Origin of the sequence: Sphingopyxis sp. HIX, from assembly GCF_001468285.1 — a bacterium.
In the GTDB taxonomy this organism is placed as follows: domain Bacteria; phylum Pseudomonadota; class Alphaproteobacteria; order Sphingomonadales; family Sphingomonadaceae; genus Sphingopyxis.
Window position 1 is genome coordinate 40,833 of the sequence record NZ_LNSB01000017.1, and the last position, 24,760, is coordinate 65,592.

The window sequence follows — 24,760 nt, forward strand, 5'->3', positions numbered from 1 at the left end:
CCCACGGCTTCGCCGCAGGGAGGATTAAGCGCGTCCGTTCGCCGCCCCCAAAAACCCCCACCCCAGCTTGCATTTCCTGCACCCCCGATTTCGCATTTGACAACATACCGACTGGTCGGTATGTTGATTCGCATGACGACGAAACCCACCCCTCCCGTTCCGCTGCCGATGGGCCGCCCGGCCCGCGGCAATGCGCGTGCCAAGCTGATCGCCGCGGCGCACAGCACAGTGCGGCGGCAGGGCTATGCCGCGACCAGCGTCGACGAGATCTGCGCCGCCGCGGGCGTGACGAAAGGGGCTTTCTTCCACCATTTCGCGTCGAAGGAAGCGCTGGCGGTCGCGGCGGCCGAGGGCTGGACCGAGCGCGCGCGGCCGATGTTCGAGCTGGCGCCGCACAACCGGCTGGACGACCCGCTGGGCCGGCTGCTCGGCCATATCGATTTCCGCCTGGCGATGCTCGACGGGCCGACCGAGGATTATACCTGCTTCGTCGGCACGATGGTGCAGGAGGCCTATGCGACGAGCGACCGCATCCGCGCCGCGTGCGAGGCGAGCATCAACGCCTATTGCCAGGCGCTGGCGCCCGACATCCAGGCCGCGATCGACCTGTACGGCACGCCCGAGGACATCAGTGCGATCGGCCTCGCGCAGCATGTCCAGTCGGTGCTGCAGGGCGCCTTCGTCCTGGCGAAAACCACGAACGATCCGGCGATTGCGCGCGGCACCGTCACCCATCTGAAGCGTTATGTCCGGATGCTGTTCGGGCGCGGAGGCGCGGCTTGATGCGACAGGTAATTGCGGCCGCGCGCCGCCAACGCTGACTAACAAACCCCCACCCCCCGAAGGAGAGAGTAGATGCCCCAGATGATTTTCGTGAACCTGCCGGTGACCGACCTTCCCAGGTCGAAAGCCTTTTACGAGGCGGTCGGCGCGGTCAACAACCCGGCCTTCACCGACGAGACCGCCGCCTGCATGGTGGTGACCGAAGGGTCGATCCACGTCATGCTGCTGACGCATGAAAAATGGGCGACCTTCACCTCGAAGGCGATCCCCGACGCGCACACGACGGCGCAGGTCCTGCTCTGCGTCTCGGCCGACAGCCGCGCCGACGTCGATGCGCAGGTCGACAAGGCGGTCGCCGCGGGCGGCAAGGCCGACCCGACCCCGACCCAGGAATATGGCGACTTCATGTACGGCCGCAGCTTCGAGGATCCCGACGGCCATATCTGGGAAGTGATGTGGATGGACCCGACCGCCATCCCCGCCGGCGAACCCGCCGAAGCCGCGGCCTGAGCCAGCGTTGGGCGCGAGGAGGAAGAGCATGACCGACGCAGTCCCCACCAAGGGTCAGACGATCGCCGGCCGCATCCTGAGCGGATTGGTGATCCTCTTCCTCCTCTTCGACGCGGGGCTCAAGCTCGCGTCGCCCGCGACCGCGATCAAATATAGCCCGCCGGGGCTCGGCTGGCCGCTCGAGACCGGCACCATGTATCTGCTGGGCACGCTGCTGCTGATCCCGACCCTGCTCCATATCTGGCGCCCGACCGCGATCCTCGGCGCGATCCTGATCACCGGCTATCTCGGCGGCGCGATCGCGACGCATGTCCGCATCGGCAGCCCGCTGTTCAGCCACAGCCTGTTCGGGGTCTATCTCGGCCTGATGCTGTGGGGCGGACTGTGGCTCCGCGATCCGCGCGTCCGCGCGCTGATCCCCTTTTCGAAGGGAGCCGCGGCATGAGTTTCCAGGCCTATATGGACAATGTCGAGGCCAAGACCGGCCAGTCGCCCGACGCGCTGAAAGCCATCGCGATCGAAAAGGGCCTCGCCGACGACCAGGGGCTCGCCCCCGGGGTCAAGGCCGGCGCGATCATCGACTGGCTGAAGGCGGATTACGACCTCGGCCACGGCCACGCGATGTCGATCGTCGCCTATCTCAAAGGCAAGCGGAGCTAGACTCCGTCAACAACTCAAGAGGATCGTCCCATGACAGCTTTCCCCTCGCTGCCCCTTTTCCGCCGCCGCACCCCGGCCATCGCCCGGGCCCTGCTGGCCACCGCGACCTTGCTGGCGGCCACCCCCGCGGCGCTGCATGCTCAGACGCCGGCTCCGGCCGCGGTCTCGGCGGCCGCCAAGACCGGCTATGCCGAAGTCGACGGCGCGCGCATCTATTATCAGGTCCATGGCGACCTGGCCTCGGGCCGTACCCCGCTGCTCGTGCTGCACGGCGCGTTCATGTCGGGCGATGCGATGGCGCCGCTGATCGCGCCGCTAGCGGCGACGCGGCCGGTGATCGCGATCGATTCGCGCGGCCACGGCCGCACCGGCGATGCGCCGGGCGGCCTCAGCTATGACCAGATGGCGCACGACGCGGCGGGCGTCCTTGCGGCGCTGAAGGTCGAGAAGGCCGATGTGCTCGGTTATTCGATGGGCGCCGCGACCGCGCTGCGCCTCGCGATGCTCCACCCCGAAAGGACCGGCAAGCAGGTCATCATCTCGGGCGCCTACCGGCTCGACGGCATGCCGCCCGAACTGATCAAGAGCATCGCAAGCCTGACCCCCGAAATCTTCGCGGGCTCGCCGATCGAGAGCGGGTACAAGGCGCTGTCGCCGACGCCCGACGCCTTTCCGGTGCTGGTGAACGAGATCAAGGCGCTCGATGCCACCGATTTCGCCTGGTCCGAGGACGGGATCCGCGCGATCGGGGGCAAGACGATGGTCATCGCCGGCGACAATGACGGCACCACGCTGGAACATACGATCGCGCTGTTCAAATTGCGCGGCGGTTACGACCTGCCGACCATCTTGCAGGGCTTCATGACCGAAGGGCCCAAGGCGCGGCTCGCGATCCTGCCCGCGACCTCGCACATCGGCATCATGGCCGAGGCGCCCGCGATCGCCGCGATGGCGACCGCCTTCCTCGACGACAAGGCGCCGCCGCCGCCCGCCTTCTGACCCCACCCGCCAAACGACGCGATCAAAGGAGAGGATCATGTCCGTCAATCCCAATGCCAATATCGAAGTCACCGCCTTCGACTGGGTCCCCGATTTCGCGCGCGGTTTCGTCCGCGACCTCCGCCCGCGCTGGGCGTGCGAGGAGATCGGGCTCGACTATGCCGAGCATCTGATCAGCGCGATCAACCGCCCGGCCGACCATTTCCTGTTCCAGCCGTGGGGGCAGGTGCCGGTGCTCAACGACGGCGGCATCCGCCTGTTCGAAAGCGGCGCGATCCTGCTTCACCTCGCCGAAAAGGATGCGCGCCTGATGCCGCGCGACCCGCAGGCGCGCGCCAACACGCTCGCCTGGCTGTTCGCCGCCTATAACAGCGTCGAGCCGATGCTGTTCGAGCTCGGCAATGTCGACATCTTCGCCAAGGATGAAGAATGGGCGCAGCTGCGTCGGCCGAGCCTGATCGAGTTCATCCAGGGCCGGCTCGGCCGTCTCAACGACGCGATGGGCGACAAGGAGTATCTCGCCGGCGAGTTCAGCGTCGCCGACATCGCGATGGCCACCGTCCTGCGCGAGGCGGTCGAGGCCGGATTGATCGCCGAGCAGCCCAAGCTGCAGGCCTATTTGGGTCGCTGCCTCGCCCGCCCCGCCTTCCAGCGCGCGATGGACGCGCAGCTGGCCGCCTTCAGCGAAGAAGCGGGTCCACCCGCCGCCTGATCCCCCCTCCCACACCCCCAAGGAGAGAAAAGATGACCTATGTAGAAGGATTTGTCGTCGCGGTGCCCACCGCGAACAAGGAAGCCTATCGCAAGCACGCCGCCGACGCCGCGCCCCTGTTCAAGGAATTCGGGGTCGCCCGCATGGTCGAATGCTGGGGCGACGACGTCCCCGACGGCAAGGTCAACGACTTCAAGGGCGCGGTCCAGGCCAGGGACGACGAGACCGTCGTGTTCAGCTGGTTCGAATATCCCGACAAGGCGACGCGCGACGCCGCGACCGAGAAGATGATGAACGATCCGCGCATGGCGGCGATGGGCGGCGAAATGCCCTTCGACGGCAAGCGCATGATCATCGGCGGCTTCGAATCGATCGTCGACGACCGCGCCGAGGGCAGCACCGGCTATGCCGACGGCTATGTCGTCCCCGTCCCCGACGCCAACAAGGAAGCCTATCGCGCGATGGCCGAAAAGGCCTCGCAGGTGTTCCGCGACTATGGCGCGACGCGCGTGGTCGAGGCGTGGGGCGACGACGTCCCCGACGGCACGGTCACCGACTACAGTCGTGCCGCGCACAAGCAGGACGGCGAGACGGTCGTCTACAGCTGGGTCGAATGGCCCGACAAGGAAACGCGCACCGCGGGCTGGGAAAAGATGATGAAGGACGAGCGGATGCAGCACGATCCGAACGACCAGACCTTCGACGGCAAGCGCATGATCTACGGCGGCTTCGAGCCGATCGTGATGGCGTGACGGCGCGCCGCGGAGATCGGATGATGACCGGCACGCAACAGCCCGAAAAGCGCATCGCGTCGTGCCGGTGCGGCGCGGTGACGCTGGAGCTGACCGGTCCGCCGATCGTCGCGGCGACCTGCTATTGCGCGAGCTGCCAGGCGGCCGGGGCGGCGTTCGACGCGCTTCCCGGTGCGCCGGGCACGCTCGGCGGCGACGGCGGCACACCCTATGTGCTGATGCGCAAGGACCGCATGGTCTGGCTGTCGGGAACGGGCGAGCTCGACGAGCATCGGCTGAAGCCCGATTCGCCGACGCGGCGCTTCGTCGCGCGCTGCTGCAACGCGCCGGTCGCGCTTGAATTCACCAAGGGGCATTGGCTGAGCGTCTATTCGGCGCACCTCGCCGAGGCCGAGCGCCCGGCGGCCGAGATGCGCACCATGGTCAAGGAACGGCCCGCGGGCGTCGAGCTCGCCGATGACGCGCTGAACTACGACGGCCATTCGGGCCGCTTCATGTGGCGGCTCCTGAAGGCCTGGGCGGCGATGGGCTTTCGCGCCCCGCCGGTCGAGGCGATGCAGGGATATGGCCGATGAGCAGCCCCGCCGACCGCATCGAGATCGAGAATATCACGAGCCCCGGGCATAAGATGCGCGTCGACCGCGCCAAATATGACGCGATGAAGGCGGCGTTGCTCGCGGTGGTGCCGCAGGACGCACCCGGGATGACCGTCGCCGAGGTGAAGGCGGGCGTGCTCCCGCTGCTGCCGGACGATCTGTTCCCCGGCGGCGCCAAGGCCGGCTGGTGGCTGAAGGCCGCGCAGCTCGACCTCGAGGCGAAGCGCGTCATCGCGCGCGCGAATACCAAGCCGCTGCGACTGCACCGGATCTGACGAGCGGGGGAAAGGAGAAGGACGATGGATCATATCACCTACCCCAACGAGAGCGCCGAGTACCGCACTGCACGCAACGCTTTGCTCGATGCCGAGATCGCGCTGCGGCGCCAGATCGAGGCGGTCGCGGCGCAGCGCCGCGCGCTGCCCCCCGGCGGCGAAATCCCCGAGGACTATGTCTTCGAACGTATCGGCGCGTTCCAGCGCCCCGAGACCGTGCGGCTGTCCGAACTGTTCGGCGACAAGAAGAGCATCATCCTGCAAAGCTTCATGTTCGGGCCCGAGCGCGACGTGCCCTGTTCGGGCTGCACGCATATGCTCGATTCGATCGACGGCGGCGCGCGCTATGTCGACGATCGCACCCCGCTCTATGTCGTCGCCAAGTCGCCGATCGCGCGGCTGGTCGAATGGGCGCGGCGGCGCGGCTGGAAGCACCTGACCTTCCTGTCCGACGTCACCACGCGCTATTCGGCCGATTATTTCGGCGACACCCGCAAATTCCCGCCGTCGATGCGCGCCGACCGCAAGCTCGGCCCCGGCGAGGAATGGGACGAGACGATCTTCAACAGCTTCCGCAAGGACGGCGACACCATCCGGCATCATTGGGGCAGCGAAATGGCTTTCGCGCCCGAGGACCCCGGCCAGCACCACCGCGCGGGCGACCAGGTCGACGCGCTGTGGGGCCTGCTCGACATGACCCCCGAAGGTCGCGGGGATTATTTTCCGACCGTCGAAGGAGGAAAGACATGAGCCAGAACAAAGAAAATGGGGCATCGAACTTCATCTGGTACGAACTGATGACCAGCGATCCCAAGGGCGCCGCCGATTTCTACGGCGCCGTCGTCGGTTGGAGCATCCCCGACAGCGGCGAGGCGACCGCGGGCGGGGTCGATTATCGCATGATCGTCCGCGACGACGGCGGCAATGCCGGCGGCGTGCTGACGCTGACCGCCGATATGGAAGCCGGCGGCGCGCGGCCGATCTGGCTCGGCTATCTGCACGTCGACGACGTCGATACCGCGGTCGCGGCGATCACCGCCGATGGCGGCGCGGTCCAGATGGGTCCGATGGACATCCCGGTCGGGCGTATCGCGATGGTCACCGACCCGCAGGGCGCGCCCTTCTACATCATGGACCCTACCCCGCCGCCGGGATCGGAGGGCATGGAAAGCGACGTCTTTTCGATGGACCAGCCGCAGCGCGTCCGCTGGAACGAGCTCGCGACCAGCGACCCCGACGCCGCGATCGCCTTCTACACCAAGCATTTCGGCTGGGGGCAGGAGGGCGAGATGGATATGGGTCCCGCCGGCGCCTATCGCTTCATCCAGCGCGGCGAAGTCGGCATCGGCGCGGTGATGCCACTGATGGAAGGTTATCCGGTGCCGGTGTGGAATTTCTACATCGGCGTCGACGACATCGACCGCGCGCGTGAAGCGGTCGCGGCGAACGGCGGCACGATCACCAACGAGCCGATGGAAATCCCCGGCGGCGAATATGCGATGAACGCGATCGACCCGCAGGGCGCGCCGATCGGCTTCGTCGGCCCGCGCAAATAATCCGAGCCCCCAAGGAGAGAGACGATGAGCAAGACCCCGATGACCCTCTGCCTCTGGTACGAGGGCGACGCCGAGGAGGCCGCGGCCTTCTACGCCGCGACCTTCGCCGACAGCAAAGTCGGCGCGGTCACCCGCGCGCCCGCCGATTCGCCGGGCGGCAAGGAAGGCGATGTGATGACCGTCGACTTCACCCTGCTCGGAACGCCATGCATCGGCCTCAACGGCCCGCCGCTGTTCAAGCATAATGAATCCTTCTCGTTCCAGGTGCACACCGACACGCAGGCGGAGACCGACCAGCTGTGGGACGCGATCACTGGCAATGGCGGCGCCGAGAGCGTGTGCGGCTGGTGCAAGGACAAATGGGGCGTCAACTGGCAGATCACCCCGCGCGCGCTGACCGACGCGACCACCGGCAGCGACCGCGCCGCCGCGAAGCGCGCCTTCGAGGCGATGATGGGGATGAAGAAGATCGACATCGCCGCGATCGAGGCCGCGGTGCGCGGCGAAGCGGTTACCTAGCCACCGGCCAAGGGAGGGAGAGGAAGATGGAAGGCCAGAAAAACCAGGGGCCGACGAGCGGCCTGACCCCGCATATCGCGATCGGCGGCAAGCGCGGCGCCGAGGCGATCGATTTCTACGTCAAGGCGTTCGGCGCGACCGAGCAGATGCGCATGCCCGCGCAGGACGGTGTGCGGCTGATGCACGCGCATCTGACGGTCAACGGCGCCTCGCTGATGATGCACGACGATTTCCCCGAATATACGGGGAGTGCGATGGGCGCGCCGACCGGGGTGACGCTGCACCTCCACGTCGACGACACCGATCGCTGGTACGAACGCGCGATCGCCGCGGGCGCGACGTCGACGCTCGAACCGCACGATGCTTTCTGGGGGGACCGTTACGCCCAGGTGAAAGATCCGTTCGGCCATCTCTGGTCGATCGGCGGGCCCATCAAAGGAGAGACGAAATGAGCAACGGAACCGAACCCGTGACCATGTGCCTGTGGTACGACAACGACGCCGAGGCCGCGGCGAAATTCTATGCCGCGACCTTCCCGAACAGCGAGTTCGTCGCCGCGACGCGCTCGCCGAGCGATTTCCCCGACGGCAAGGAAGGCGATGTACTGACGGTCGAGTTCACCGTCATGGGCATCCCCTTCATCGCGATCAACGGCGGCCCCGCGTTCAAGCAGGATGAGGCGTTCTCGATCGTGATCAACACCGACACGCAGGAGGAGACCGACCGTTACTGGAACGCGATCGTCGATAATGGCGGGGCGGAGAGCATGTGCGGCTGGTGCAAGGACAAATGGGGGGTCAACTGGCAGATCACCCCGCGCGTGCTGACGCAGTCGATGACCAACCCCGACCGCGCCGCCGCCAAGCGCGCGATGGACGCGATGATGGGGATGAAGAAGATCGACATCGCCGCGATCGAAGCCGCGCTGAAGGGCGAAGAAGTTGGCGCGGCGTAGCCCGGCGCTCTTCGCGTGGCTGCTCTGCGGCACGCTCGACATCGTCTATGCGGCGGTGTCGAGCGTGGTGCAGGGCGGCACCGTCTCGTCGATGCTCCATGCCGTCGCGAGCGGGCCCTTCGGCGACGGCGCGCGCCAATGGGGTGTGGCCGGCGACATCGCGGGGCTCGCGACGCATTTCGCGATCATGGGCGCGATGGTCGCGGCGTGGTTCTTCGTCGCGCGGCGCTGGCAGGCGCTCACCACCTGGCCGTGGTGGCTCACCGGCACGCTCTACGGGCTGCTGCTCTATATCATCATGAACGGCGTCGTGCTGCCGCTGCGCTTCGGCTCGCCCTTTCCGCCGACCGACCTCGTCAAGGGCGCGATCGCGCTCTTCCCGCATATCTTCTTCGTCGGCTGGCCGCTCGCCTGGCTGACGCGCAAGGACAATCGCTGATGCTGATCTTCTATGGCCACCCCTTTTCGAGCTACACGTGGAAGGCGCTGATCGCGCTCTACGAGAAGGATATCGCCTTCGACTATCGCAACGTCGATCCGGCCTTTCCCGACCATATGCCCGAGCTCCGGGCGCATTGGCCGGTCGGACAGTTTCCGCTGATCGTCCATGACGGCGTTCCATATTTCGAGACCTCGATCATCATCGAATATCTCGACCGGCTGGTGCCCGAGCCGCGGATGATCCCCGCGGATCCCGACGCGGCGCTCAGGGTGCGCTTCTTCGACCGTATCTTCGACCATCATGTGATGGCCCAGGGGCAGCATGTCGTGAACGACGCGATCCGCGGCCCCGACGGCCATGTCCCGTCGATCGTCGACGGCGCCAAGGCGAAGCTCGAAACGATCTACGCCTGGCTCGACAAGGAGCTGGCGGGCGGCGGCTGGGCGACGCCTTATGGCTTTACGCTGGCCGATTGCGCCGCGGCGCCGTCGCTCTTCTACGCCGACTGGGTGCACCGGATCGACGCGAAATACGAGAATTTGCGCGGATACCGCGCGCGGCTGCTCGCGCACCCGTCCGTATCGCGCTGCGTCGAGGAAGCGCGCCCCTACCGCGCCTATTTCCCGCTGGGCGCGCCCGATCGGGATTGAGGCCGGCCTATATTCTGATCGTCATCCCGGCGAAGGCCGGGATCTCGCCCGTGCAGCATGACGATAGGGTGAGATCCCGGCCTTCGCCGGGATGACGATCCGGTTAAGGAACGCCATAACCCGCCGTCCCGAAATGGCACGGCGAGCCTCTGGTTAATGAAGCGCTGACCGTGCCGCTTTGCCAATTGGCAAGCGCGCCCGCGCGAGAGCGGAGGCATGATTTCGGCCTCCGCCCTCGTCCGCACGCTCATCGTCGCGCTCTTCGCGTCGGTGCTGGCGTTCGCGCCCGCGAAGGCGCAGCAGGCCGGCTACACGACCGTCACGACCACGATCACTTGGAGCTATTCGGACGGCGGCGACGATGACGGCGACTTCATCGACGAGGATGCCGCGCTGCTGGGCGATGAAGCGCTCGCACTCGACAAGGATGCCGACGACACGGGCGTCGCGACGCGCCGCTACGCCCCCTCCGCGCATCTCGCGACGCTCGGCCGCGCGAAGGCGGTCTACGGCCCCTTTTCGGTGATCGATGCGACGACGGTGCGCATGGCGGGCGATGTCGACGGCGCGACGCCGCGCCAGTTCGCGGCGATGCTGGCGGCGCATCCGGGGCTGAAGCGGCTCGAGATGATCGACTGCCCAGGCAGCCTCGACGAAGATGCGAACCTGATCCTCGCCCGCGCGATCCGGCGCCAGGGCATGGAGACGGTGGTGCCCGCGGGCGGTTCGGTGCGCTCGGGCGCGGTCGAGCTGTGGATGGCGGGCGTCAAGCGCAGCGCCGCCCCCGACGCCGAGTTCGGGGTGCACAGCTGGGCCGACGAATATGGCCGCGAGGCGCGCGACTATCCCACAAGCGACCCGGTGCACGCCGAATATCTGGGCTATTACCGCGAAATGGGGCTCGACGACGCCAAGGCGCGCGCCTTCTACGCGATGACCAACGCGACGCCCTTCGACGACGTCACCTACCTCACGCGCGACGACATGGCGCGCTATGTGGCGCTGAATTAACCGTCGCCCCCGCGGAGGCGGGGGGTCGCTGTAGGCGTGGCGCAAGGCTACAAGCGGCCCCCGCCTGCGCGGGGGCGACGTGCTTTATCCTTGTAACACGCCCCCTCTCTCCCCACATCGCCCCGCATGGCAAAGCGCAGCCTTTACCAGCGATTGCGATCGACCGCACAAGTGCGGCTGACGCTCTTCTGCCTCGGCATCTTGCTGATGATCACCGGCGTGCTGATCGGCCCGCTGCCCGGCCCCGGCTTCCTGATCGTCTTTCCCGTCGGGCTGATGCTCTGCCTCCAGAACAGCGCCTGGGCGAAGCGCATCTATGTCCGCTTCAAGCGGCGGCACCCGCGCTACGCCGGCTGGACCGACCGCGTGATGCGGCGCGCGAGCGCGGCGCGGCGGCGCGAGCGCGACGCGCTCGATGGCGGGGTTAACGACACGGCATTGAAATCCCGCCCCAATGAAGATTGATCGCCAAATGCGACCGGGGCCAATTGACTTTGCCCCGAATCCTGCTTATTCGCGCCCCCATCAGTGGCCGCCCACGTTTGGCGGCCCTTTTCTGTTAGAGCCGAGACTTAGGGACAACCGCGATGAAGCGTACCTTTCAACCGAGCCGCCTGGTGCGCAAGCGTCGCCATGGTTTCCGCGCCCGCAAGGCGACCGTCGGCGGCCGCAAGGTCCTCGCCAACCGCCGCGCCCAGGGCCGCAAGAAGCTGTCGGCCTGATCGCTGACGCTTCTGCGCCAGCCCGTCTGGTGCGAACGCTTTCAAAACGCAGCGAATTTCTGGCCGCGAACCGCGGCCTTCGCTTTCCCATGCCCGGCTTCGTGCTGCTCGTCCGCGTGCGCGGCGATGACGATGATGCGATGGGCATCGGTTACACCGTCAGCAAGAAGGTCGGCAACGCCGTCACGCGCAACCGGATGAAGCGCCGGCTGCGCGCGCTCTGCCGCGCCGCCTTGCCCGAATCGGGGATCGCGGGCGCCGACCATGTGCTGATCGGCCGCCCCGGCGGCAACGACATCGCCTTTGCCGAACTGGACGAGCAGCTGACCAATGCGCTGACGCGCGCCGCGAAGAAGCTGGCGAAATGAACGCGCCCACCGCCCGCCGGACGGAACCCCGAATCGCGAATGAAGTTGCGCAGTTTTCCGGGCTTTCGGCATGATCGCCCGGCTGCTCATCCTGATCGCCTGGCTGTGGCAGAACGGCCCGTCGCGCATCCTGCCGCCGACGTGCCGCTATCAACCGTCGTGCAGCGCTTATGCCATCACGGCGCTTCGGCGCTATGGTGCGATCAAGGGTGGCTGGCTCGCGACAAAGCGGCTATTGCGCTGCCACCCGTGGGGCGGTCATGGGCATGACCCGGTTCCCTGACACAGCATTTTCCCGACATCAGACGATAAGAGAGACCAAAGAGCGTGGACGACAAGCGTAACTGGATCACGGCCCTGCTGCTGTCGGCGGCTATCCTGTTCGGCTGGAGCTATGTGTCGGAGAAATTCTTCCCGACCCCGGCCAAGCCCGACGTGACCAAGACGGTCGCGGGCAGCAACGGCGCCCCGGCGACCGGCACGGCTCCGGCCGCCACGCCCGACGGCGTTCCGCCCGTCGCGGGAACGGTCGCAGCGCCGGGTACGCCCGCCGCTCCGGCCGCCGCCGCGATTCGCCCGATCGACGCCGTGCTCGCCGAAGGCCAGCGCGTCGCGATCGAGACGCCGACGATCAAGGGCTCGATCAACCTCGTCGGCGCGCGCATCGACGACATCACGCTCACCAAATATCGCCAGACGATCAAGAAGGACGCCCCCGCGGTGCGCCTCTTTGCGCCGGCGGGAACCAAGGGCGCCTATTTCGCGACCACCGGCTGGTCGGCGCAGGGCATCGCGGTGCCGGGCGCAACGACGGTGTGGACCGCGAGCGGCACGCGCCTGACCCCGACGACGCCCGTGTCGCTGAGCTGGGCGAACCCGACCGGCCAGACCTTCCGCATCGATTACAGCATCGACACCAATTATCTGATCACCGCCAAGCAGACGGTTGTCAACGCGGGCACCGCGCCGATCGTCGTGCGCAGCGGCACCTATATCGACCGCACCGGCATCCCGACCGACCCGCACGAGGTCGACAGCTGGACGATCCACGTCGGCCCGACGGGCTATCTCGACGCCAAGTCGAACTTCACCGACTATCACGAGCTCGACGAGGCGGCGAACCGCACCATGGCCTATTCGTCGGCGAGCTGGCTGGGCTTCACCGACAAATATTGGCTCGCCGCGGTCATCCCCGCGAAGGGCGAAAAGGTGTCGGCGGCGTTCAACGCGCTCGGCAACACCAGCTATCGCGCGGCCTTCGCCAGCGAGCTGGTGCAGCTCGCGCCCGGCCGCCAGATCGCGACCACCAGCCGCATCTTCGCGGGCGCCAAGGAATTCGCGACGCTCGAGCGCTACCAGGATGATATGGGCATCACCCGCCTGTCGAACGCGATCGACTGGGGCTGGTTCGAATTTTTCGCGGTGCCGATCTTCAAGCTGCTCGACTGGCTGTTCCGCCAGGTCGGCAATTTCGGCGTCGCGATCATGGTGCTGACTTTGATCATCCGCCTGCTGATGTTCCCGATCGCCAACAAGCAGTTCGCATCGATGGCGCAGATGCGCGTCGTGCAGCCCAAGATGAAGGCGCTGCAGGACCGCTACAAGGACGACAAGCCCAAGATGCAGCAGGAGCTGATGAAGCTCTACAAGGACGAGAAGATCAATCCGCTCGCCGGCTGCCTCCCGATCCTGATCCAGATCCCGATCTTCTATGCGCTGTACAAGGTGCTGATGCTGACGATCGAAATGCGCCACCAGCCGTTCGCGCTGTGGATCAAGGATCTGTCGGCGCAGGATCCGGCGATGATCCTGAACCTGTTCGGCACGCTGAACTTCACCCCGCCGTCGCTGCTCAGCATCGGCGTGATGGCGGTGATCCTGGGCGTGACCATGTGGCTGCAGTTCCGCCTGAACCCGCCGCCGACCGACCCGGTGCAGGCGCAGGTGTTCAAGATCATGCCGTGGATGTTCATGTTCATCATGGCGCCCTTCGCCGCGGGCCTGCTGCTCTACTGGATCACGAACAATGTGCTCTCGATCGCGCAGCAGCAGTGGATGTATCGCAAATTCCCGGCGCTGAAGGCAGCGGCGGCGAAGTGAGCGACATCGATCCGGGCACCGAGGACCGGGGCGCCGAAGAACGGGGTGAACGCGCGCGCAAGCTGTTTGCGGGCCCGATCGCCTTCCTGAAATCGGCGCCCGCCCTCCAGCATCTGCCGAGCCCGAGCGTGCCCGAGATTGCCTTCGCGGGGCGCTCGAACGTCGGCAAGTCGTCGCTGCTCAACGCGCTGACCAACCGCAACGGCCTCGCGCGCACGTCGGTGACGCCGGGGCGGACGCAGGAACTCAACTATTTCGACGTCGGATCGCCCTTGGTGTTCCGGCTCGTCGACATGCCCGGCTATGGCTTCGCCAAGGCGCCGAAGGATGTCGTCAAAAAATGGCGCTTCCTGATCAACGATTACCTCCGCGGGCGGCAGGTGCTCAAGCGCACGCTGGTGCTCATCGACAGCCGCCACGGGATCAAGGACGTCGACCGCGAGGTACTCGAGATGCTCGACGTCGCCGCGGTCAGCTATCGCATCGTCCTGACCAAGGCCGACAAGGTGAAGGCGACCGACCTCGCCGCCGTGCTCGCGGCGACCGAAGCCGAGGCCCGCAAGCATCCCGCGGCGCACCCCGAGGTCATCGTCACGAGCAGCGAGAAGGGCATGGGCATCGCCGAACTGCGGACCGCGGTGCTGGAGGCGGTCGAGGTTTGATTTGAAAATCCTCTCCCCTTGGGGGAGAGGATAGGGAAGGTTGCGGGCTTGCCCGCTACCGAACCTCGGTGAGGGCTGACATACCCTCACCCAGCTTCGCCTAGCGAGCAAACTCGCAAGGCTTCGCATCCCTCTCCCCCAAGGGGAGAGGGAGTAAGGGAGACCCCATGAAACTGTTCATCGGTAATAAGGCGTACTCGAGTTGGAGCCTGCGCGGCTGGCTGGCCGCCAAGCATAGCGGGCTGCCCTTCGAGGAGGTCACCGTCCCGCTCTACGACGAGGACTGGTCGAACCGCCGCGAAGGCGACGAGTTCGCGCCGTCGGGGGGCAAGGTGCCGATCCTGTGGGACGGCGAGGATATCGTCGTCTGGGATAGCCTGGCGATCATCGACTATCTCAACGAAAAGACCGGCGGCACGCGCGGCTACTGGCCCGAGGACATGGCGGCGCGCGCGATGGCGCGGTCGATGGCGGCCGAGATGCACAGCAGTTTCGCGGCGCTGCGCCGCAACCACAGCATGAACATCCGCCGCATCTACCCCGCCGCCGATCTGCTGCCCGAGGTGCAGGCCGATGTCGTGCGCATCGTGCAGATCTGGGCCGAGGCGCGCGCGCGTTTCGGCGGCGAGGGCGATTTCCTGTTTGGCGACTGGTCGGCGGCCGACATCATGTTCGCGCCGGTGGTGACGCGCTTCATCACCTACTCGATCCCGCTGCCGCGCTTCGCCGTGCCCTATTGCCAGGCGGTGATCAGCCATCCGTGCATGCAGGAATGGATCGGCGGCGCGCAGGCCGAGGACTGGGTGATCGAGCAGTTCGAAAAAGCCGACAGCTGAAATGTCGCCGCGATGAACGCGGCGTTCAGCCCGCGCTGCTCCGCAGGCGGTAAGAAGGTCGCATGAAGAAGATCCTTCTCGCCTCCGCCCTCGCGCTCGGCGCCGCCGTCGTCGCCGCCGCCGCCGCGCCCGCTAGCCAGTGGGAAATCGGCCCGGTCATCCGCGGCAAGAACTACTCCGTCGGCATGCCGCTCGCGCCGCGGCCCGAGCGCGGCGGCTGGTCGTTCGACTTCCCGGTCGGCAGCAAGGCGGCGGGACATGTCCATTACGTCACCTTCCGCCCCGGATCGCTCGCGGGCAAATCGCGGATCGTGGTGCGCTACCGCGTCGACGCCAAGGCGGGCACGCGCTTCGTGCCGCAGGCGAACCCCGACCGCGCGGGCACGGTGTCGCTCTACCTCCAGCGGCGCGGCGACAATTGGAACGCGCGCGGGCATTATCAATATTATCGCTGGTACGCGCCCGCCGCGACGGTGCGCGAGCTGGCGCCGGGCGTCGGCGAGATCAGCGTGGCGCTCGACGACCCGCAGTGGATTTCGGTGCTCGGCCGGCCAGCGGCGAACAGCCCCGAAGCGCTCGAAGATGCGCTGGCCGATGTCGACCGGATCGGGCTGGTGTTCGGCTCCTCGAACGCGCGCGGCCACGGCGTCTATGCGACCGCGCCGGCGAAATTCACGATGACGGGGTTCCGGATCGATTAGGGAATCCGCTTGGTCGGATAGGGCGTGCCGTCCTTGTGGAAATAGCCGTCGGGCGTGAAGAGCATGTCGATGTCCGAATAGCCGCCGCCGATGTCGTATTTCTTGCCGCCGCCGAGCGCGACGAGCACGCAGTCGGCGTCCGATTCGTTGACCAGGTGATGGCCGTTGGTGCTGCCCTTGGGCCACACCGCGATGTCGCCGGGCCGCATCGGCCAGCGGCCGTCGTCCTCGACCAGCACCGCCTCGCCCGCGATCATGATCACCATCTCGTCCTCGCCGTCGTGCCAGTGGCGCTGCGACGACATCGCGCCGGGTCTCAGCACGACATGGCTCGCGGCGAAATCGCTGATCCCGGTGACGGGCGCGAGGCGGCGGTACCAGCGGCCCTGCACCGCGGCGTCGAAGGGCGCGGGATAGCCGGTGGCGTTGGTTTGCGGGATGGCGTCGAGATCGAGCTTGGGCATAGGGCAGTCCTCTGCGTTTGTTCTTTTTTTGTTTCGCACAAAGACGCAAAGATACAAAGAGATTCCGTAAGACAGCTACGTCGCGCGCCATCCGCGCGAAGCGCCTTTCTGGTCGCCTGCGGCGACACGCTTTCGTAAAAACAGGGCGCGCCATCTTCGTGTCTTTGCGTCTTTGCGCGAAACATTTCAGCGTCTCGACTAAGGGCCACCCCAAGGCGTATGGCGCGACCATGAGCATCGACCCCGTAGACCTCGCCAAGGCGCTGATCGCCGCCCCGTCCGTCACCCCCGCCACCGGCGCGGTGTTCGATGTGCTCGAGGCGGCGCTGACCCCGCTCGGCTTTACGGTCGAGCGCTTTATCGACGGGATCGAGCCCGACGGGCCGGTCGAGAATCTGCTCGCGGTGCGCACGGGCAAGGGACCGCGGCATTTCGGCTTTGCCGGGCACCTCGACGTTGTGCCGCCGGGCGTCGGCTGGACAGGCGATGCGTTCGCGCCCGAGGTCCGCGGCGACCTGCTCTACGGGCGCGGGGCGGTCGACATGAAGGGTTCGATCGCCGCCTTCGTCGCGGCGGCCGCAGCCACGCCCCCGGAAACGGGGACGATCAGCCTGATCATCACCGGCGACGAGGAAGGCCCCGCGATCTTCGGCACGCGCGCGCTGATGGAGCATATGGCGGGGCGCGGCGTCGTGCCCGACATGATCGTCGTCGGCGAGCCGACGTCGGTGACCAGGCTCGGCGACATGGTGAAGATCGGGCGGCGCGGGTCGGTCAATATCTGGATCGACGTGCCGGGGACGCAGGGGCATGTCGCCTACCCCCACCTCGCCGACAATCCGATCCCCAAGCTGGTCGAGATCCTAGCGGCGATCGACGCGGTGGTGCTCGACGAGGGCAACGACTGGTTCCAGCCGTCGAACATCGAATTCACCGACATCGAGGTCGGCAACGGCGCGACCAACGTCATCCCCGCCTCGGCGCGCGCGCGGCTGTCGATCCGCTTCAACGACCAGCATAAGGGCGCCGACCTGGTCGCGATGATCGAGCGCATCGCACACGATGTCGAGCCCAAGGCCAAGGTTCTCGGCAAGATTTCGGGCGAAGCCTTCCTGACCCCGCCGGGCGACCTGTCGGGGCTCGTCGCCGAGGCGATCCATGCCGAGACTGACATCGTGCCCGAGATGTCGACCACCGGCGGCACGTCCGACGCGCGCTTCCTGCATGCACTCTGCCCGGTGGTCGAATTCGGGCTGACCAATGCAACGATGCACAAGCTCGACGAGGCGGTCGCGGTGGCAGACCTGCACAAGCTGACGGCGATTTACCGCGGGATATTGGTGCGGGCGCTGGCGGGCTGAGATTAATCCTCACGCGAAGGCGCAAAGGCGCCAAGAAGAAAAATCTCACACAAAGACACAAAGAGGGCGTGCGCCGCCGCCAGTGTCGCCTGTCGCCGAAGGCGACCTTCTATAAGGCGCTTCGCGATCATGGAGCAGCGGTGCGGGCGAAGGCTACCCTCTTTGTGTCTTTGTGTGAGACCCTTTTTCTTATCTTCTTGGCGCCTTTGCGCCTTTGCGTGAGATTAGTCTTCGCGCGCCCGCCGCAGGATGACATAGACTGCGCCTGCCCCGCCATGGCTGATATGCGCGGGGCGCAGCGCGACGATCTGGTGGGCGTAGGGCGAATAGGCCAGCCAGTCGGGGAGCGAAGCGCGGATCGCGCCGCGCGGGCGCGGATCGCCGTGCATCACCGGCAAGCGGTCGGCGCCGGGGCGCAGACGACCCGCGACCACGAGCAGCACGCGCGCGCCGCGGATCAGCGCGCGGTGGATGCTCTCGTCGAGCAAGGCCTGCGCCGAGGCGAGGCTGTGACCGTGGAGGTCGATGCTCATGTCGGGGCGGACGAGCCCCTTGCGCAGGCGGCGGTCCCAATGGCCGTCGAGCGTCGCGGTGTGGTGCGTGCGGCGCGGCGGCGGGAGCGGCGAAGGCGGACGCGCGGCGGGCGGTGCGGTGACGCGCGGCTGCGCCTTGGGCGGCTTGACCGTGGGCGGCGCGACGGGCGCGAGCGGCGCGGGCGCCTTCGCCAGCGGCTTCACCGTCGCAGCGACCTTTCGCCAGAGCGCCGACTCGTCGGGGGCGAGCCGACGAACCATCGTCAGCGCCGGATCAGGCGCGCGATGCTGGTGCGCGGCAGGAGGAGCAAAGCCGACCCGCGGCCCGACATGCCGCCGGCGATCGCGCGCGCGTCGTTGCCCGCGCCCCAGAAGCTGTCGAAGCGATTGGCGCCCTTGATCGCACCGCCCGTATCCTGCGCGATCCACAGCCCGTTGGGTTCGGCGCGGTCGAGCGAGAGGAAGACGGGGGCGCCGAGCGGCGTATATTTGGGATCGGCGGCGACGCTCGCGCGGCCCGTCACGGGCACGCCGAGCGCGCCCAGCGGCCCCGGACCCGTGATCTCGCGGAAGAAGACCCAGCTGGGATTCTCGTTCATCACCGCGGCACCGCGCACCGGATCGGCGCGCAGATAGTCGAGGATACCCTGCATCGAGGTCTGGCCGGGCTTGAGTTCGCCGCGATCGGCGAGCAATTTGCCGATGCCGACATAGTCGCGGCCGTTCTGCGTATCGTAACCGATGCGCATCACCCCGCCGTCGGGGAGGCGCAGGCGCCCCGAGCCCTGGATCTGGAGGAAGAAGAATTCGGCGGCGTCGGCGGCCCAGGCGATTTCGAGCCCGCGGCCTTCGAGTGCACCGCGCTCGATCGCGGCGCGGTCGTAATAGCGCACCAGATTGCTGCCATCGACACGGCCGCGGACCTTCTTGCCCTTCAAATCGTCGGAAAATTGGCCGAGGTCGACGTCGACCAAGTCGGCCGGACGGCGATAGATGGGCACGTCGTATCCCGCACGCTTGGTGCGCGAACCCGCGATCTCGGGCTCGTAATAGCCGGTGACGAAGGTCGTGCCGGCGCCGACCTGCACCGTGCCGAAGTAGCGCTGGAAGAAAGCCGATGCGTCATCGTCGCGCCAGTTTTTCGCGGCGTTGCAGCTTTCGCTCCAGTCGGCGTTCTGGGTCAGCCCGCTGACGTCGGCGCGGCGCGTGACCGAGGGGCAGCTCAAACGGAACGCGGCGAGCGCGGCGCTCGCCTGCGACGCGGTTACGCCGAGCGTATCGAACTCGGGGCCGGCGACGACGCCGGCCTCGGCCGCGGTGGTCGCGCTCGTCGGCACCGCCGGCGCGGCGAGCACCGGGTTGGGCGTTGCGGGGATCGGCTTTGCCGCGACGCTGCCGCTTTCGGAGGGGCGTGGGGTGTAGGGACGGGTCGGGCCGGTCGGCGCGGTGGAGGTCGGGGCCGGGGTCGGCGCGGGCACTGGACGCGGCGTCGTTTCGACGCGGCCACCGCCGGCATCGGGAATCACCGACGAACAGGCCGACAGCGCGGGCAGGCTGGCGAGGAGGGCGAATCCCAGCGCCCGGGTGGAGACGGGGCCGGGCATCGACGTCAGGCGGATTCGGCTTCGTCGAGCTGCCAGTTGGGATCGCCGCTGCCGATCCGGCGCCGGAAGGTCCACAGGTCGTTTGTCTCGGTCGCGTCGATCATCGAGCCCGCGATCATGTTGCCTTCGGCATCGCGGGTGACCGCGCTGATGTCGGCGCGGTAGCGCACGGTGACGCGGGCTTCGCCGCCCGACAGCTCGACCGCGGTGATCTTCGCCGAATCGATACCGACGAGACGGTTGTCGAGCCGCTCGCCGCGCGCCTCGCGCGCGTCGATCGCGTCGGCGAAGGCTTGATAGCTGTCGGCATCGCAAAGATCGCGGAGGGTGTCGCGGTCGCCGGCCCAATAGGCCTCGAGAATCATGCGATAGGCCGCCTCGGCGCCGTCCATGAAGCGGCCGGCGTCGAACTGGCGGTCGGTCGCGAGCAGCTGGCGCAGCCCGGCTTCGGCGGCGGGTTCGTAGACGAGGCCGGAGGTATCGGCGCTGCCGCCCTGCGGCGACGGCGGGGCTTCGGGATCGTCGATGCGCACCGGTGCGGGGGCGGCGCGCTCGTCGCGGCGCGGCAGCACGGGCTCCTGCTCGTGCCCCGTGCGCTTGCCGAGCACCGAATAGAGCCGCATGCCGAGGAAGGCGGCGATCATGGCGAGCAGGACGATCGAAATGGCTGTCACGGGCTGGAGTCCAATGCGGTCTTCGGGAAAGTCTTGGCCGATACATAGGCTATCGGCGGCCATGTTTCAAATCTCCATGGCCGCAGCCTTGCCTCAGGTCAACGTCCGGCGCGCGCCGCGGTTGCCGCGGGCGCCCTCGGAGCGGCCCATTGTGCTGCCCGCCCGGCGCTGCTAAGCGCCGCGACAACCGCCCGCACCGCCGGATCGCACCGATCCGGATGCGCGGGCCCTTTTCATTCGATACAGGGAAAGCATCACAGTCATGGCCGACGAAACGACGCCCGAATTCACCCCCGAAACGCTGAGCAACGGCGAGGACAACAGCCCCGCGATCGGCCTGATCTCGCAATATGTGAAGGATCTGTCGTTCGAGAATCCGAACGCGCCCGCGATCTATCAGGTGCAGGACGCGCCGCAGATTGACGTCCAGTTCAACATCGGGGCCGAACAGGTCGGCGACGGCGTGTTCGAAGTGTCGCTGAAGATCGACATCACCTCGAAGGCGGGCGACCTGACGGCGTTCGTCGTCGATCTGAAATATGCCGGCCTGTTCGGCGTGCGCAACGTCCCCGAAGACCAGCTGCAGCCCTTCTTCCTCGCCGAAGCGCCGCGCATCCTGTTCCCCTTCGCGCGCCGCGTCGTCGCCGATGTCGTGCGCGACGGCGGTTTCCCGCCGCTGCTGCTCGAGCCGATCGACTTCCACGGCCTGTTCCAGCAGCAGTCGCAGCAGATCGCCGCCGAACAGGCCGGCGATATCGCGCCGGTCGGGCAGGCCTAAGCTTCACCGGCTGGGCGGGCTGACGGGGTGAGCAGCCTGATCAAGAGCGTCGGGACGATCGGAGGGCTGACGATGGTCAGCCGCGTCTTCGGTTTCGCGCGCGACATGCTGCTCGCCCGCGTGCTCGGCGCGGGGCTGGCGGCGGACGCCTTCCAGCTCGCCTTCACCCTGCCCAACACCTTTCGCCGGCTGTTCGCCGAGGGCGCCTTCTCGGTCGCCTTCGTGCCGATGTATAGCCGCGCGCTGCACGGGGAGGACGGCGAGGCCGCCGCGGCGAAATTTGCCGACGACGTGCTCGGCGTCTTCCTCTGGGTGCTGCTCGTCTTTTCCGCGGTCGCGATGATCGCCATGCCGGGCATCGTCTGGCTGCTCGCCAGCGAATATCAGTCGGTGCCGGGCAAGTTCGAGCTCGCGGTGTTTTTGAGCCGCATCACCTTTCCCTATCTGGGGCTGATCAGCCTCGTCGCGATGCTCTCCGGCCTGCTCAACGCGCGCTCGCGCTTCGCGCCGGGCGCGGCGGCGCCGGTACTGCTCAACATCGTGCTGATCGCGGGCATCTTGATCGGCGCCGAGATGCGCGGGCCGGGTGGTGACGACCGCATCGTCGCGATCGCGCTCGCAATTTCGGTGTCGCTCGCGGGGGTGCTGCAGCTCGCCTATCTCTGGTGGTCGGTGCGGCGGGCGGGGCTGAAGCTCCACATCCGGCTGCCCAAGCTGACCCCCGAGGTCAGGAAGCTCGGCATGCTGATCCTGCCCGCGACCTTCGGCGCGGGCATCTATCAGATCAGCCAGTTCGTCGACACTTTCTTCGCGACAAGCCTGCCGCAGGGGTCGCTGACCCTGCTCAAGCTCGCCGACCGATTGAACCAGTTGCCGCTCGGCATCGTCGGCATCGCGCTCGGCACCGCGATCCTGCCGATGCTGGCGCGCCATATCCACAGCGGCGACGGCGCCGAGGCGCAAAGATTGCAGGCCAATGCGTTCGAGATCGCGACTTTGCTGACGCTTCCGGCTGCGGTGGCGCTCGCGATCTGCGCCCCCGCCTTCACCGCCGCCTTCTTCGTCGGCGGCAAGTTTACGCCCGAAGACGGTGCGCTGATGGCGCATATCGTCGTCGCGCTCGTCGCGGGCCTGCCCGCCTATGTGATCGTGAAGATTTTGAACCCCGGCTTTTTCGCGCGCGAGGATACGAAGACGCCGGTGTGGACCGCGCTCGCCTCGCTGATCGTCAACATCGGCATCAACCTCTATGTCGTCGAGCGTTACGGTATCGTCGGGCTGGCGGGCGCGACCGCGGTGTCGGCGTCACTCAACTGCCTGCTGCTCTACATCATCCTGCACCGGCGCGGCTGGTTCCATTTCACCACGCGGCTCGCCGGGCGAATCCTGCGCCAGCTGGTCGCGGTCGCGGTCATGGGCGCGCTGCTGTGGTGGATGATGCCGCAGCTCGCGCCCTATTATGGCGGCGGGGTGTTCGAGCGCATCTGGTCGCTGTCGGCGCTGTGCGCGGCGGGGGGCGCGGTCTTCCTGACCGCGGCCTTCCTCGTCGGCGCGCTTGACAAGGAACTCGTCGCCATGCTCACGCGGCGGCGCGCCAAACCGGCGGCAATAGAGGAATAGATCATGCGGACGCTGTCGGGCATCCAGCCCACCGGAAACTTGCACCTCGGCAATTATCTGGGCGCGATCCGCAACTGGGTGCGCATGCAGGACGAGATGCCGGGCGAGAAACTCTATTTCCTCGCCGACCTGCACGCGATCACCGTCGCGGGCGATGCCGCCGAGCTGACCGCGAACACGCGCGAGATGGCGGCGGCGCTGATCGCCGCGGGGATCGATCCCGAGAAGGCGATCCTGTTCAACCAGGCGCGCGTGCCCGCGCATGCCGAGCTCGCCTGGCTGCTCTTCTGCACCGCGCGGATCGGCTGGCTGAACCGCATGACGCAGTTCAAGGAAAAGTCGGGCAAGAACCGCGAGGGCGCGAGCGTCGGGCTCTACGCCTATCCGGTGCTGCAGGCGGCCGACGTGCTGCTCTATCAGACGACGCACGTCCCCGTCGGCGACGACCAGAAACAGCATCTGGAACTCGCGCGCGATATCGCGACCAAGTTCAACCTCGACACCGGCACCGAGACCTTCACCTTGCCCGAACCGACGATCCCGCCCGCCGCGGCGCGGATCATGAGCCTGCGCGACGGCACGGCGAAAATGTCGAAATCGGACCCGAGCGACGCGAGCCGGATCAACCTGGTCGACGACCGCGACACGATCATGGCCAAGATCCGCAAGGCGAAGACCGATCCCGAGCCCTTGCCGTCGGAGGCCGCGGGACTGCAAGGCCGCCCCGAGGCGAAGAACCTCGTCGCGATCTACGCGGCGATGGCCGACGAGAGCGTCGACCAGGTGCTCGCGCGCTTCGCGGGACAAGGGTTCGGGGCGTTCAAGCCCGCGCTCGGCGAATTGCTCGTCGAGACGCTCGCGCCGATCGCCGAGCGGCTGAATGCGCTGAAGGCCGACACGGCGGCGATCGACGCCGCGCTGGAGAAGGGCGCCGAACGTGCCCGCACGCTCGCCCAGCCGACGCTCGACGCGGCCTATGCCGCGCTGGGGCTCTGCCGCTGAGCGCGGGCAGCGAACCGTCTGGCACCGCAGCGAAATTCTTGTCTTCGGCCCGCCGCCACCCCATATCGGGTGGTGCAACCGGTTGCGGCAAGGCGAGTTCAACCAAGGTTAAGTCGCATCGGCGTAGTCATGCTATAAAGAGCGGCGTGCATGCGCGCCGACTCACGGAGCGAAGACGATGATGAAGACCCTGACTTTCCGCCGGCTGAGCCTCGCCGCGCTGACCGCCGCAACGCTGGCGATCGCTGGCTGTGCCACCCCCTTCCGCGCCGATGTCGCGCGCTTCCAGACCCAGCTGCCCGCCCCGCAGGGGCAGAGCTTCACCGTCGAGGCGGGCGACCCCCGGCTCGCGGGTGGGATCGAGTTCGGCCAATATGCCAATCTGGTGTCGGGCGAGCTGACGCGCTTCGGCTATCGCCCCGCGGCGCCCGGCGAGCGTCCCGACATGGTCGTGCGCATGGGCTATGACATCGACAAGGGGCGCGAGCGCGTGCGCAGTACCCCCGGCTTCGGCGACCCGTGGTACGGCGGCTATTACGGCCGCGGCTTCTATCGCCCGGTGATCGTCACCGGCCGCGGCGGCCGCCGCTTCGTCTACGGCTATCGCGACCCCTTCCTATGGGGCGGCTTCGGCCCGGGCTTCGGCTATAACGACGTCGAGAGCTATACCGTCTACACCAGCGGGCTCGACCTCTCGATCAGCCGCGCGACGGACGGCTACCGCCTGTTCGAGGGCCGCGCCGAGGCGCAGTCGCGCGACAACAACCTCCAGGCGATCGTCCCCAACCTGGTCGAGGCGATGTTCACCGGCTTCCCCGGCAATTCGGGCGAAAAGGTGCGCATCACCGTGGCGCCGCCCGAAAAGAGCTGATCGCGCCGCCATTGGCCAGACAAAAGGGCCCGCCTTCCGAAAGG

The 24,760-nt window shown here is 67.3% G+C and carries 34 protein-coding genes; 30 read left to right on the top strand and 4 right to left on the bottom strand.

Translation table 11 applies throughout. The features are described from left to right. The first annotated feature begins 132 nt into the window (after window positions 1-132). From ATE62_RS09865 to ATE62_RS09985, 25 genes are all read left to right on the top strand, one after another. Window positions 133-783, top strand: coding sequence for a TetR/AcrR family transcriptional regulator (locus ATE62_RS09865; protein WP_082662722.1), 651 nt, complete (start codon window positions 133-135; stop codon window positions 781-783). Between the two features lie 72 nt (window positions 784-855). Further along, window positions 856-1,293 (top strand): VOC family protein, encoded by a 438-nt coding sequence (locus ATE62_RS09870; RefSeq protein ID WP_058808836.1) that lies wholly within the window; start codon window positions 856-858, stop codon window positions 1,291-1,293. 28 nt (window positions 1,294-1,321) lie between these two features. Continuing rightward, window positions 1,322-1,738: a DoxX family protein gene (locus ATE62_RS09875; protein WP_058808835.1), complete on the top strand. Its 417-nt coding sequence runs from the start codon at window positions 1,322-1,324 to the stop codon at window positions 1,736-1,738. Then, complete coding sequence (locus tag ATE62_RS09880) at window positions 1,735-1,953, top strand: DUF4287 domain-containing protein (protein WP_058808834.1); 219 nt, start codon at window positions 1,735-1,737, stop codon at window positions 1,951-1,953. Before ATE62_RS09875 ends, ATE62_RS09880 begins: the two co-directional genes overlap by 4 nt. Window positions 1,954-1,983: 30 nt before the next feature. Further along, window positions 1,984-2,952, top strand: a complete 969-nt coding sequence (locus ATE62_RS09885; RefSeq protein WP_058808833.1) for an alpha/beta fold hydrolase — start codon at window positions 1,984-1,986, stop codon at window positions 2,950-2,952. A 37-nt stretch (window positions 2,953-2,989) separates the two neighbouring features. Beyond that, entirely contained in the window at window positions 2,990-3,664 is a 675-nt protein-coding gene (locus ATE62_RS09890) for a glutathione S-transferase family protein (RefSeq protein ID WP_058808832.1), read from the top strand. A 32-nt stretch (window positions 3,665-3,696) separates the two neighbouring features. Further along, window positions 3,697-4,416, top strand: a complete 720-nt coding sequence (locus ATE62_RS24110; RefSeq protein ID WP_058808831.1) for a DUF1428 domain-containing protein — start codon at window positions 3,697-3,699, stop codon at window positions 4,414-4,416. Between the two features lie 20 nt (window positions 4,417-4,436). After that, window positions 4,437-4,991, top strand: coding sequence for a GFA family protein (locus ATE62_RS09900; protein ID WP_197412019.1), 555 nt, complete (start codon window positions 4,437-4,439; stop codon window positions 4,989-4,991). Continuing rightward, the gene (locus ATE62_RS09905; protein ID WP_058808830.1) at window positions 4,988-5,287 is read left to right on the top strand and encodes a DUF6958 family protein; all 300 of its coding nucleotides are present in this window, start codon (window positions 4,988-4,990) and stop codon (window positions 5,285-5,287) included. Before ATE62_RS09900 ends, ATE62_RS09905 begins: the two co-directional genes overlap by 4 nt. A gap of 24 nt (window positions 5,288-5,311) precedes the next feature. Continuing rightward, on the top strand, window positions 5,312-6,037 hold the full coding sequence (locus tag ATE62_RS09910) for a DUF899 family protein (protein WP_058808829.1): 726 nt from the start codon (window positions 5,312-5,314) through the stop codon (window positions 6,035-6,037). After that, window positions 6,034-6,843, top strand: coding sequence for a VOC family protein (locus ATE62_RS09915; protein ID WP_058808828.1), 810 nt, complete (start codon window positions 6,034-6,036; stop codon window positions 6,841-6,843). The genes ATE62_RS09910 and ATE62_RS09915 overlap by 4 nt, the downstream gene beginning before the upstream one ends. 24 nt (window positions 6,844-6,867) lie before the next feature. After that, a complete protein-coding gene (locus tag ATE62_RS09920) occupies window positions 6,868-7,362 on the top strand; it encodes a VOC family protein (RefSeq protein WP_058808827.1) in 495 nt (164 codons plus the stop codon). Window positions 7,363-7,388: 26 nt separating this feature from the next. Beyond that, the gene (locus ATE62_RS09925; RefSeq protein WP_058808826.1) at window positions 7,389-7,814 is read left to right on the top strand and encodes a VOC family protein; all 426 of its coding nucleotides are present in this window, start codon (window positions 7,389-7,391) and stop codon (window positions 7,812-7,814) included. Then, on the top strand, window positions 7,811-8,317 hold the full coding sequence (locus ATE62_RS09930; RefSeq protein WP_058808825.1) for a VOC family protein: 507 nt from the start codon (window positions 7,811-7,813) through the stop codon (window positions 8,315-8,317). Before ATE62_RS09925 ends, ATE62_RS09930 begins: the two co-directional genes overlap by 4 nt. Next, entirely contained in the window at window positions 8,304-8,756 is a 453-nt protein-coding gene (locus ATE62_RS09935; RefSeq protein ID WP_058808824.1) for a hypothetical protein, read from the top strand. Before ATE62_RS09930 ends, ATE62_RS09935 begins: the two co-directional genes overlap by 14 nt. Next, complete coding sequence (locus ATE62_RS09940) at window positions 8,756-9,409, top strand: glutathione S-transferase family protein (RefSeq protein WP_058808823.1); 654 nt, start codon at window positions 8,756-8,758, stop codon at window positions 9,407-9,409. The genes ATE62_RS09935 and ATE62_RS09940 overlap by 1 nt, the downstream gene beginning before the upstream one ends. A gap of 216 nt (window positions 9,410-9,625) precedes the next feature. Continuing rightward, window positions 9,626-10,420: a hypothetical protein gene (locus ATE62_RS09945; protein ID WP_058808822.1), complete on the top strand. Its 795-nt coding sequence runs from the start codon at window positions 9,626-9,628 to the stop codon at window positions 10,418-10,420. Window positions 10,421-10,546: 126 nt separating this feature from the next. Continuing rightward, complete coding sequence (locus ATE62_RS09950) at window positions 10,547-10,885, top strand: PGPGW domain-containing protein (protein ID WP_058808821.1); 339 nt, start codon at window positions 10,547-10,549, stop codon at window positions 10,883-10,885. A gap of 122 nt (window positions 10,886-11,007) precedes the next feature. Continuing rightward, a complete protein-coding gene (gene rpmH, locus ATE62_RS09955; RefSeq protein WP_058808820.1) occupies window positions 11,008-11,142 on the top strand; it encodes a 50S ribosomal protein L34 in 135 nt (44 codons plus the stop codon). Window positions 11,143-11,171: 29 nt separating this feature from the next. Continuing rightward, entirely contained in the window at window positions 11,172-11,510 is a 339-nt protein-coding gene (rnpA, locus tag ATE62_RS09960) for a ribonuclease P protein component (RefSeq protein WP_082662719.1), read from the top strand. 70 nt (window positions 11,511-11,580) lie between these two features. Beyond that, a complete protein-coding gene (yidD, locus tag ATE62_RS09965; protein ID WP_058808818.1) occupies window positions 11,581-11,793 on the top strand; it encodes a membrane protein insertion efficiency factor YidD in 213 nt (70 codons plus the stop codon). Window positions 11,794-11,837: 44 nt separating this feature from the next. Continuing rightward, window positions 11,838-13,610, top strand: a complete 1,773-nt coding sequence (gene yidC, locus ATE62_RS09970; protein WP_058808817.1) for a membrane protein insertase YidC — start codon at window positions 11,838-11,840, stop codon at window positions 13,608-13,610. Continuing rightward, window positions 13,607-14,272 carry a ribosome biogenesis GTP-binding protein YihA/YsxC gene (gene yihA / locus ATE62_RS09975; RefSeq protein ID WP_058808816.1) on the top strand — a complete coding sequence of 222 codons (666 nt, stop codon included), beginning with the start codon at window positions 13,607-13,609 and terminating at the stop codon, window positions 14,270-14,272. The genes yidC and yihA overlap by 4 nt, the downstream gene beginning before the upstream one ends. 167 nt (window positions 14,273-14,439) lie before the next feature. Further along, complete coding sequence (locus ATE62_RS09980) at window positions 14,440-15,108, top strand: glutathione S-transferase family protein (protein WP_058808815.1); 669 nt, start codon at window positions 14,440-14,442, stop codon at window positions 15,106-15,108. A 62-nt stretch (window positions 15,109-15,170) separates the two neighbouring features. Beyond that, on the top strand, window positions 15,171-15,809 hold the full coding sequence (locus ATE62_RS09985; RefSeq protein ID WP_058808814.1) for a hypothetical protein: 639 nt from the start codon (window positions 15,171-15,173) through the stop codon (window positions 15,807-15,809). Here the strand turns inward: ATE62_RS09985 and ATE62_RS09990 are convergent. Next, entirely contained in the window at window positions 15,806-16,273 is a 468-nt protein-coding gene (locus tag ATE62_RS09990; protein WP_058808813.1) for a cupin domain-containing protein, read from the bottom strand. The two genes, ATE62_RS09985 and ATE62_RS09990, sit on opposite strands and share 4 nt — an antisense overlap. A 230-nt stretch (window positions 16,274-16,503) precedes the next feature. Between ATE62_RS09990 and dapE the strand changes: the two genes are divergently transcribed. Beyond that, a complete protein-coding gene (dapE, locus tag ATE62_RS09995) occupies window positions 16,504-17,634 on the top strand; it encodes a succinyl-diaminopimelate desuccinylase (RefSeq protein ID WP_058808812.1) in 1,131 nt (376 codons plus the stop codon). Window positions 17,635-17,858: 224 nt separating this feature from the next. Here the strand turns inward: dapE and ATE62_RS10000 are convergent, their stop codons facing one another. Genes ATE62_RS10000 through ATE62_RS10010 form a run of 3 tightly spaced genes read right to left on the bottom strand, consistent with a single transcriptional unit; the run spans window position 17,859 to window position 20,415 of the window. After that, a complete protein-coding gene (locus ATE62_RS10000) occupies window positions 17,859-18,428 on the bottom strand; it encodes a Smr/MutS family protein (protein ID WP_058808811.1) in 570 nt (189 codons plus the stop codon). A gap of 2 nt (window positions 18,429-18,430) precedes the next feature. Beyond that, window positions 18,431-19,771 (bottom strand): murein transglycosylase A, encoded by a 1,341-nt coding sequence (gene mltA / locus ATE62_RS10005; protein WP_058808810.1) that lies wholly within the window; start codon window positions 19,769-19,771, stop codon window positions 18,431-18,433. 5 nt (window positions 19,772-19,776) lie between these two features. Next, window positions 19,777-20,415: a Tim44/TimA family putative adaptor protein gene (locus ATE62_RS10010; protein WP_058808841.1), complete on the bottom strand. Its 639-nt coding sequence runs from the start codon at window positions 20,413-20,415 to the stop codon at window positions 19,777-19,779. A gap of 292 nt (window positions 20,416-20,707) precedes the next feature. On the opposite strand from ATE62_RS10010, the gene secB reads away from it, so the two are divergent. The 4 genes from secB to ATE62_RS10030 all read left to right on the top strand — a co-directional run bounded on the left by secB (window position 20,708) and on the right by ATE62_RS10030 (window position 24,716). Continuing rightward, window positions 20,708-21,223: a protein-export chaperone SecB gene (gene secB, locus ATE62_RS10015; RefSeq protein WP_058808809.1), complete on the top strand. Its 516-nt coding sequence runs from the start codon at window positions 20,708-20,710 to the stop codon at window positions 21,221-21,223. A 27-nt stretch (window positions 21,224-21,250) separates the two neighbouring features. After that, window positions 21,251-22,843: a murein biosynthesis integral membrane protein MurJ gene (gene murJ, locus ATE62_RS10020; protein ID WP_082662721.1), complete on the top strand. Its 1,593-nt coding sequence runs from the start codon at window positions 21,251-21,253 to the stop codon at window positions 22,841-22,843. A 3-nt stretch (window positions 22,844-22,846) separates the two neighbouring features. Further along, window positions 22,847-23,845: a tryptophan--tRNA ligase gene (gene trpS, locus ATE62_RS10025; protein WP_058808808.1), complete on the top strand. Its 999-nt coding sequence runs from the start codon at window positions 22,847-22,849 to the stop codon at window positions 23,843-23,845. Between the two features lie 181 nt (window positions 23,846-24,026). Then, complete coding sequence (locus ATE62_RS10030; protein ID WP_058808807.1) at window positions 24,027-24,716, top strand: DUF4136 domain-containing protein; 690 nt, start codon at window positions 24,027-24,029, stop codon at window positions 24,714-24,716. Window positions 24,717-24,760 lie beyond the last annotated feature (44 nt).

Coding starts and splice junctions, on each gene's coding strand:
- ATE62_RS09865 (WP_082662722.1), top strand. CDS start 133: ATGACGACGAAACCCACCCCTCCCGTTCCGCTGCCGATGGGCCGCCCG.
- ATE62_RS09870 (WP_058808836.1), top strand. CDS start 856: ATGCCCCAGATGATTTTCGTGAACCTGCCGGTGACCGACCTTCCCAGG.
- ATE62_RS09875 (WP_058808835.1), top strand. CDS start 1,322: ATGACCGACGCAGTCCCCACCAAGGGTCAGACGATCGCCGGCCGCATC.
- ATE62_RS09880 (WP_058808834.1), top strand. CDS start 1,735: ATGAGTTTCCAGGCCTATATGGACAATGTCGAGGCCAAGACCGGCCAG.
- ATE62_RS09885 (WP_058808833.1), top strand. CDS start 1,984: ATGACAGCTTTCCCCTCGCTGCCCCTTTTCCGCCGCCGCACCCCGGCC.
- ATE62_RS09890 (WP_058808832.1), top strand. CDS start 2,990: ATGTCCGTCAATCCCAATGCCAATATCGAAGTCACCGCCTTCGACTGG.
- ATE62_RS24110 (WP_058808831.1), top strand. CDS start 3,697: ATGACCTATGTAGAAGGATTTGTCGTCGCGGTGCCCACCGCGAACAAG.
- ATE62_RS09900 (WP_197412019.1), top strand. CDS start 4,437: ATGATGACCGGCACGCAACAGCCCGAAAAGCGCATCGCGTCGTGCCGG.
- ATE62_RS09905 (WP_058808830.1), top strand. CDS start 4,988: ATGAGCAGCCCCGCCGACCGCATCGAGATCGAGAATATCACGAGCCCC.
- ATE62_RS09910 (WP_058808829.1), top strand. CDS start 5,312: ATGGATCATATCACCTACCCCAACGAGAGCGCCGAGTACCGCACTGCA.
- ATE62_RS09915 (WP_058808828.1), top strand. CDS start 6,034: ATGAGCCAGAACAAAGAAAATGGGGCATCGAACTTCATCTGGTACGAA.
- ATE62_RS09920 (WP_058808827.1), top strand. CDS start 6,868: ATGAGCAAGACCCCGATGACCCTCTGCCTCTGGTACGAGGGCGACGCC.
- ATE62_RS09925 (WP_058808826.1), top strand. CDS start 7,389: ATGGAAGGCCAGAAAAACCAGGGGCCGACGAGCGGCCTGACCCCGCAT.
- ATE62_RS09930 (WP_058808825.1), top strand. CDS start 7,811: ATGAGCAACGGAACCGAACCCGTGACCATGTGCCTGTGGTACGACAAC.
- ATE62_RS09940 (WP_058808823.1), top strand. CDS start 8,756: ATGCTGATCTTCTATGGCCACCCCTTTTCGAGCTACACGTGGAAGGCG.
- ATE62_RS09945 (WP_058808822.1), top strand. CDS start 9,626: ATGATTTCGGCCTCCGCCCTCGTCCGCACGCTCATCGTCGCGCTCTTC.
- ATE62_RS09950 (WP_058808821.1), top strand. CDS start 10,547: ATGGCAAAGCGCAGCCTTTACCAGCGATTGCGATCGACCGCACAAGTG.
- rpmH (WP_058808820.1), top strand. CDS start 11,008: ATGAAGCGTACCTTTCAACCGAGCCGCCTGGTGCGCAAGCGTCGCCAT.
- yidD (WP_058808818.1), top strand. CDS start 11,581: ATGATCGCCCGGCTGCTCATCCTGATCGCCTGGCTGTGGCAGAACGGC.
- ATE62_RS09980 (WP_058808815.1), top strand. CDS start 14,440: ATGAAACTGTTCATCGGTAATAAGGCGTACTCGAGTTGGAGCCTGCGC.
- ATE62_RS09985 (WP_058808814.1), top strand. CDS start 15,171: ATGAAGAAGATCCTTCTCGCCTCCGCCCTCGCGCTCGGCGCCGCCGTC.
- ATE62_RS09990 (WP_058808813.1), bottom strand. CDS start 16,273: ATGCCCAAGCTCGATCTCGACGCCATCCCGCAAACCAACGCCACCGGC.
- dapE (WP_058808812.1), top strand. CDS start 16,504: ATGAGCATCGACCCCGTAGACCTCGCCAAGGCGCTGATCGCCGCCCCG.
- ATE62_RS10000 (WP_058808811.1), bottom strand. CDS start 18,428: ATGGTTCGTCGGCTCGCCCCCGACGAGTCGGCGCTCTGGCGAAAGGTC.
- mltA (WP_058808810.1), bottom strand. CDS start 19,771: ATGCCCGGCCCCGTCTCCACCCGGGCGCTGGGATTCGCCCTCCTCGCC.
- ATE62_RS10010 (WP_058808841.1), bottom strand. CDS start 20,415: ATGATCGCCGCCTTCCTCGGCATGCGGCTCTATTCGGTGCTCGGCAAG.
- secB (WP_058808809.1), top strand. CDS start 20,708: ATGGCCGACGAAACGACGCCCGAATTCACCCCCGAAACGCTGAGCAAC.
- trpS (WP_058808808.1), top strand. CDS start 22,847: ATGCGGACGCTGTCGGGCATCCAGCCCACCGGAAACTTGCACCTCGGC.
- ATE62_RS10030 (WP_058808807.1), top strand. CDS start 24,027: ATGAAGACCCTGACTTTCCGCCGGCTGAGCCTCGCCGCGCTGACCGCC.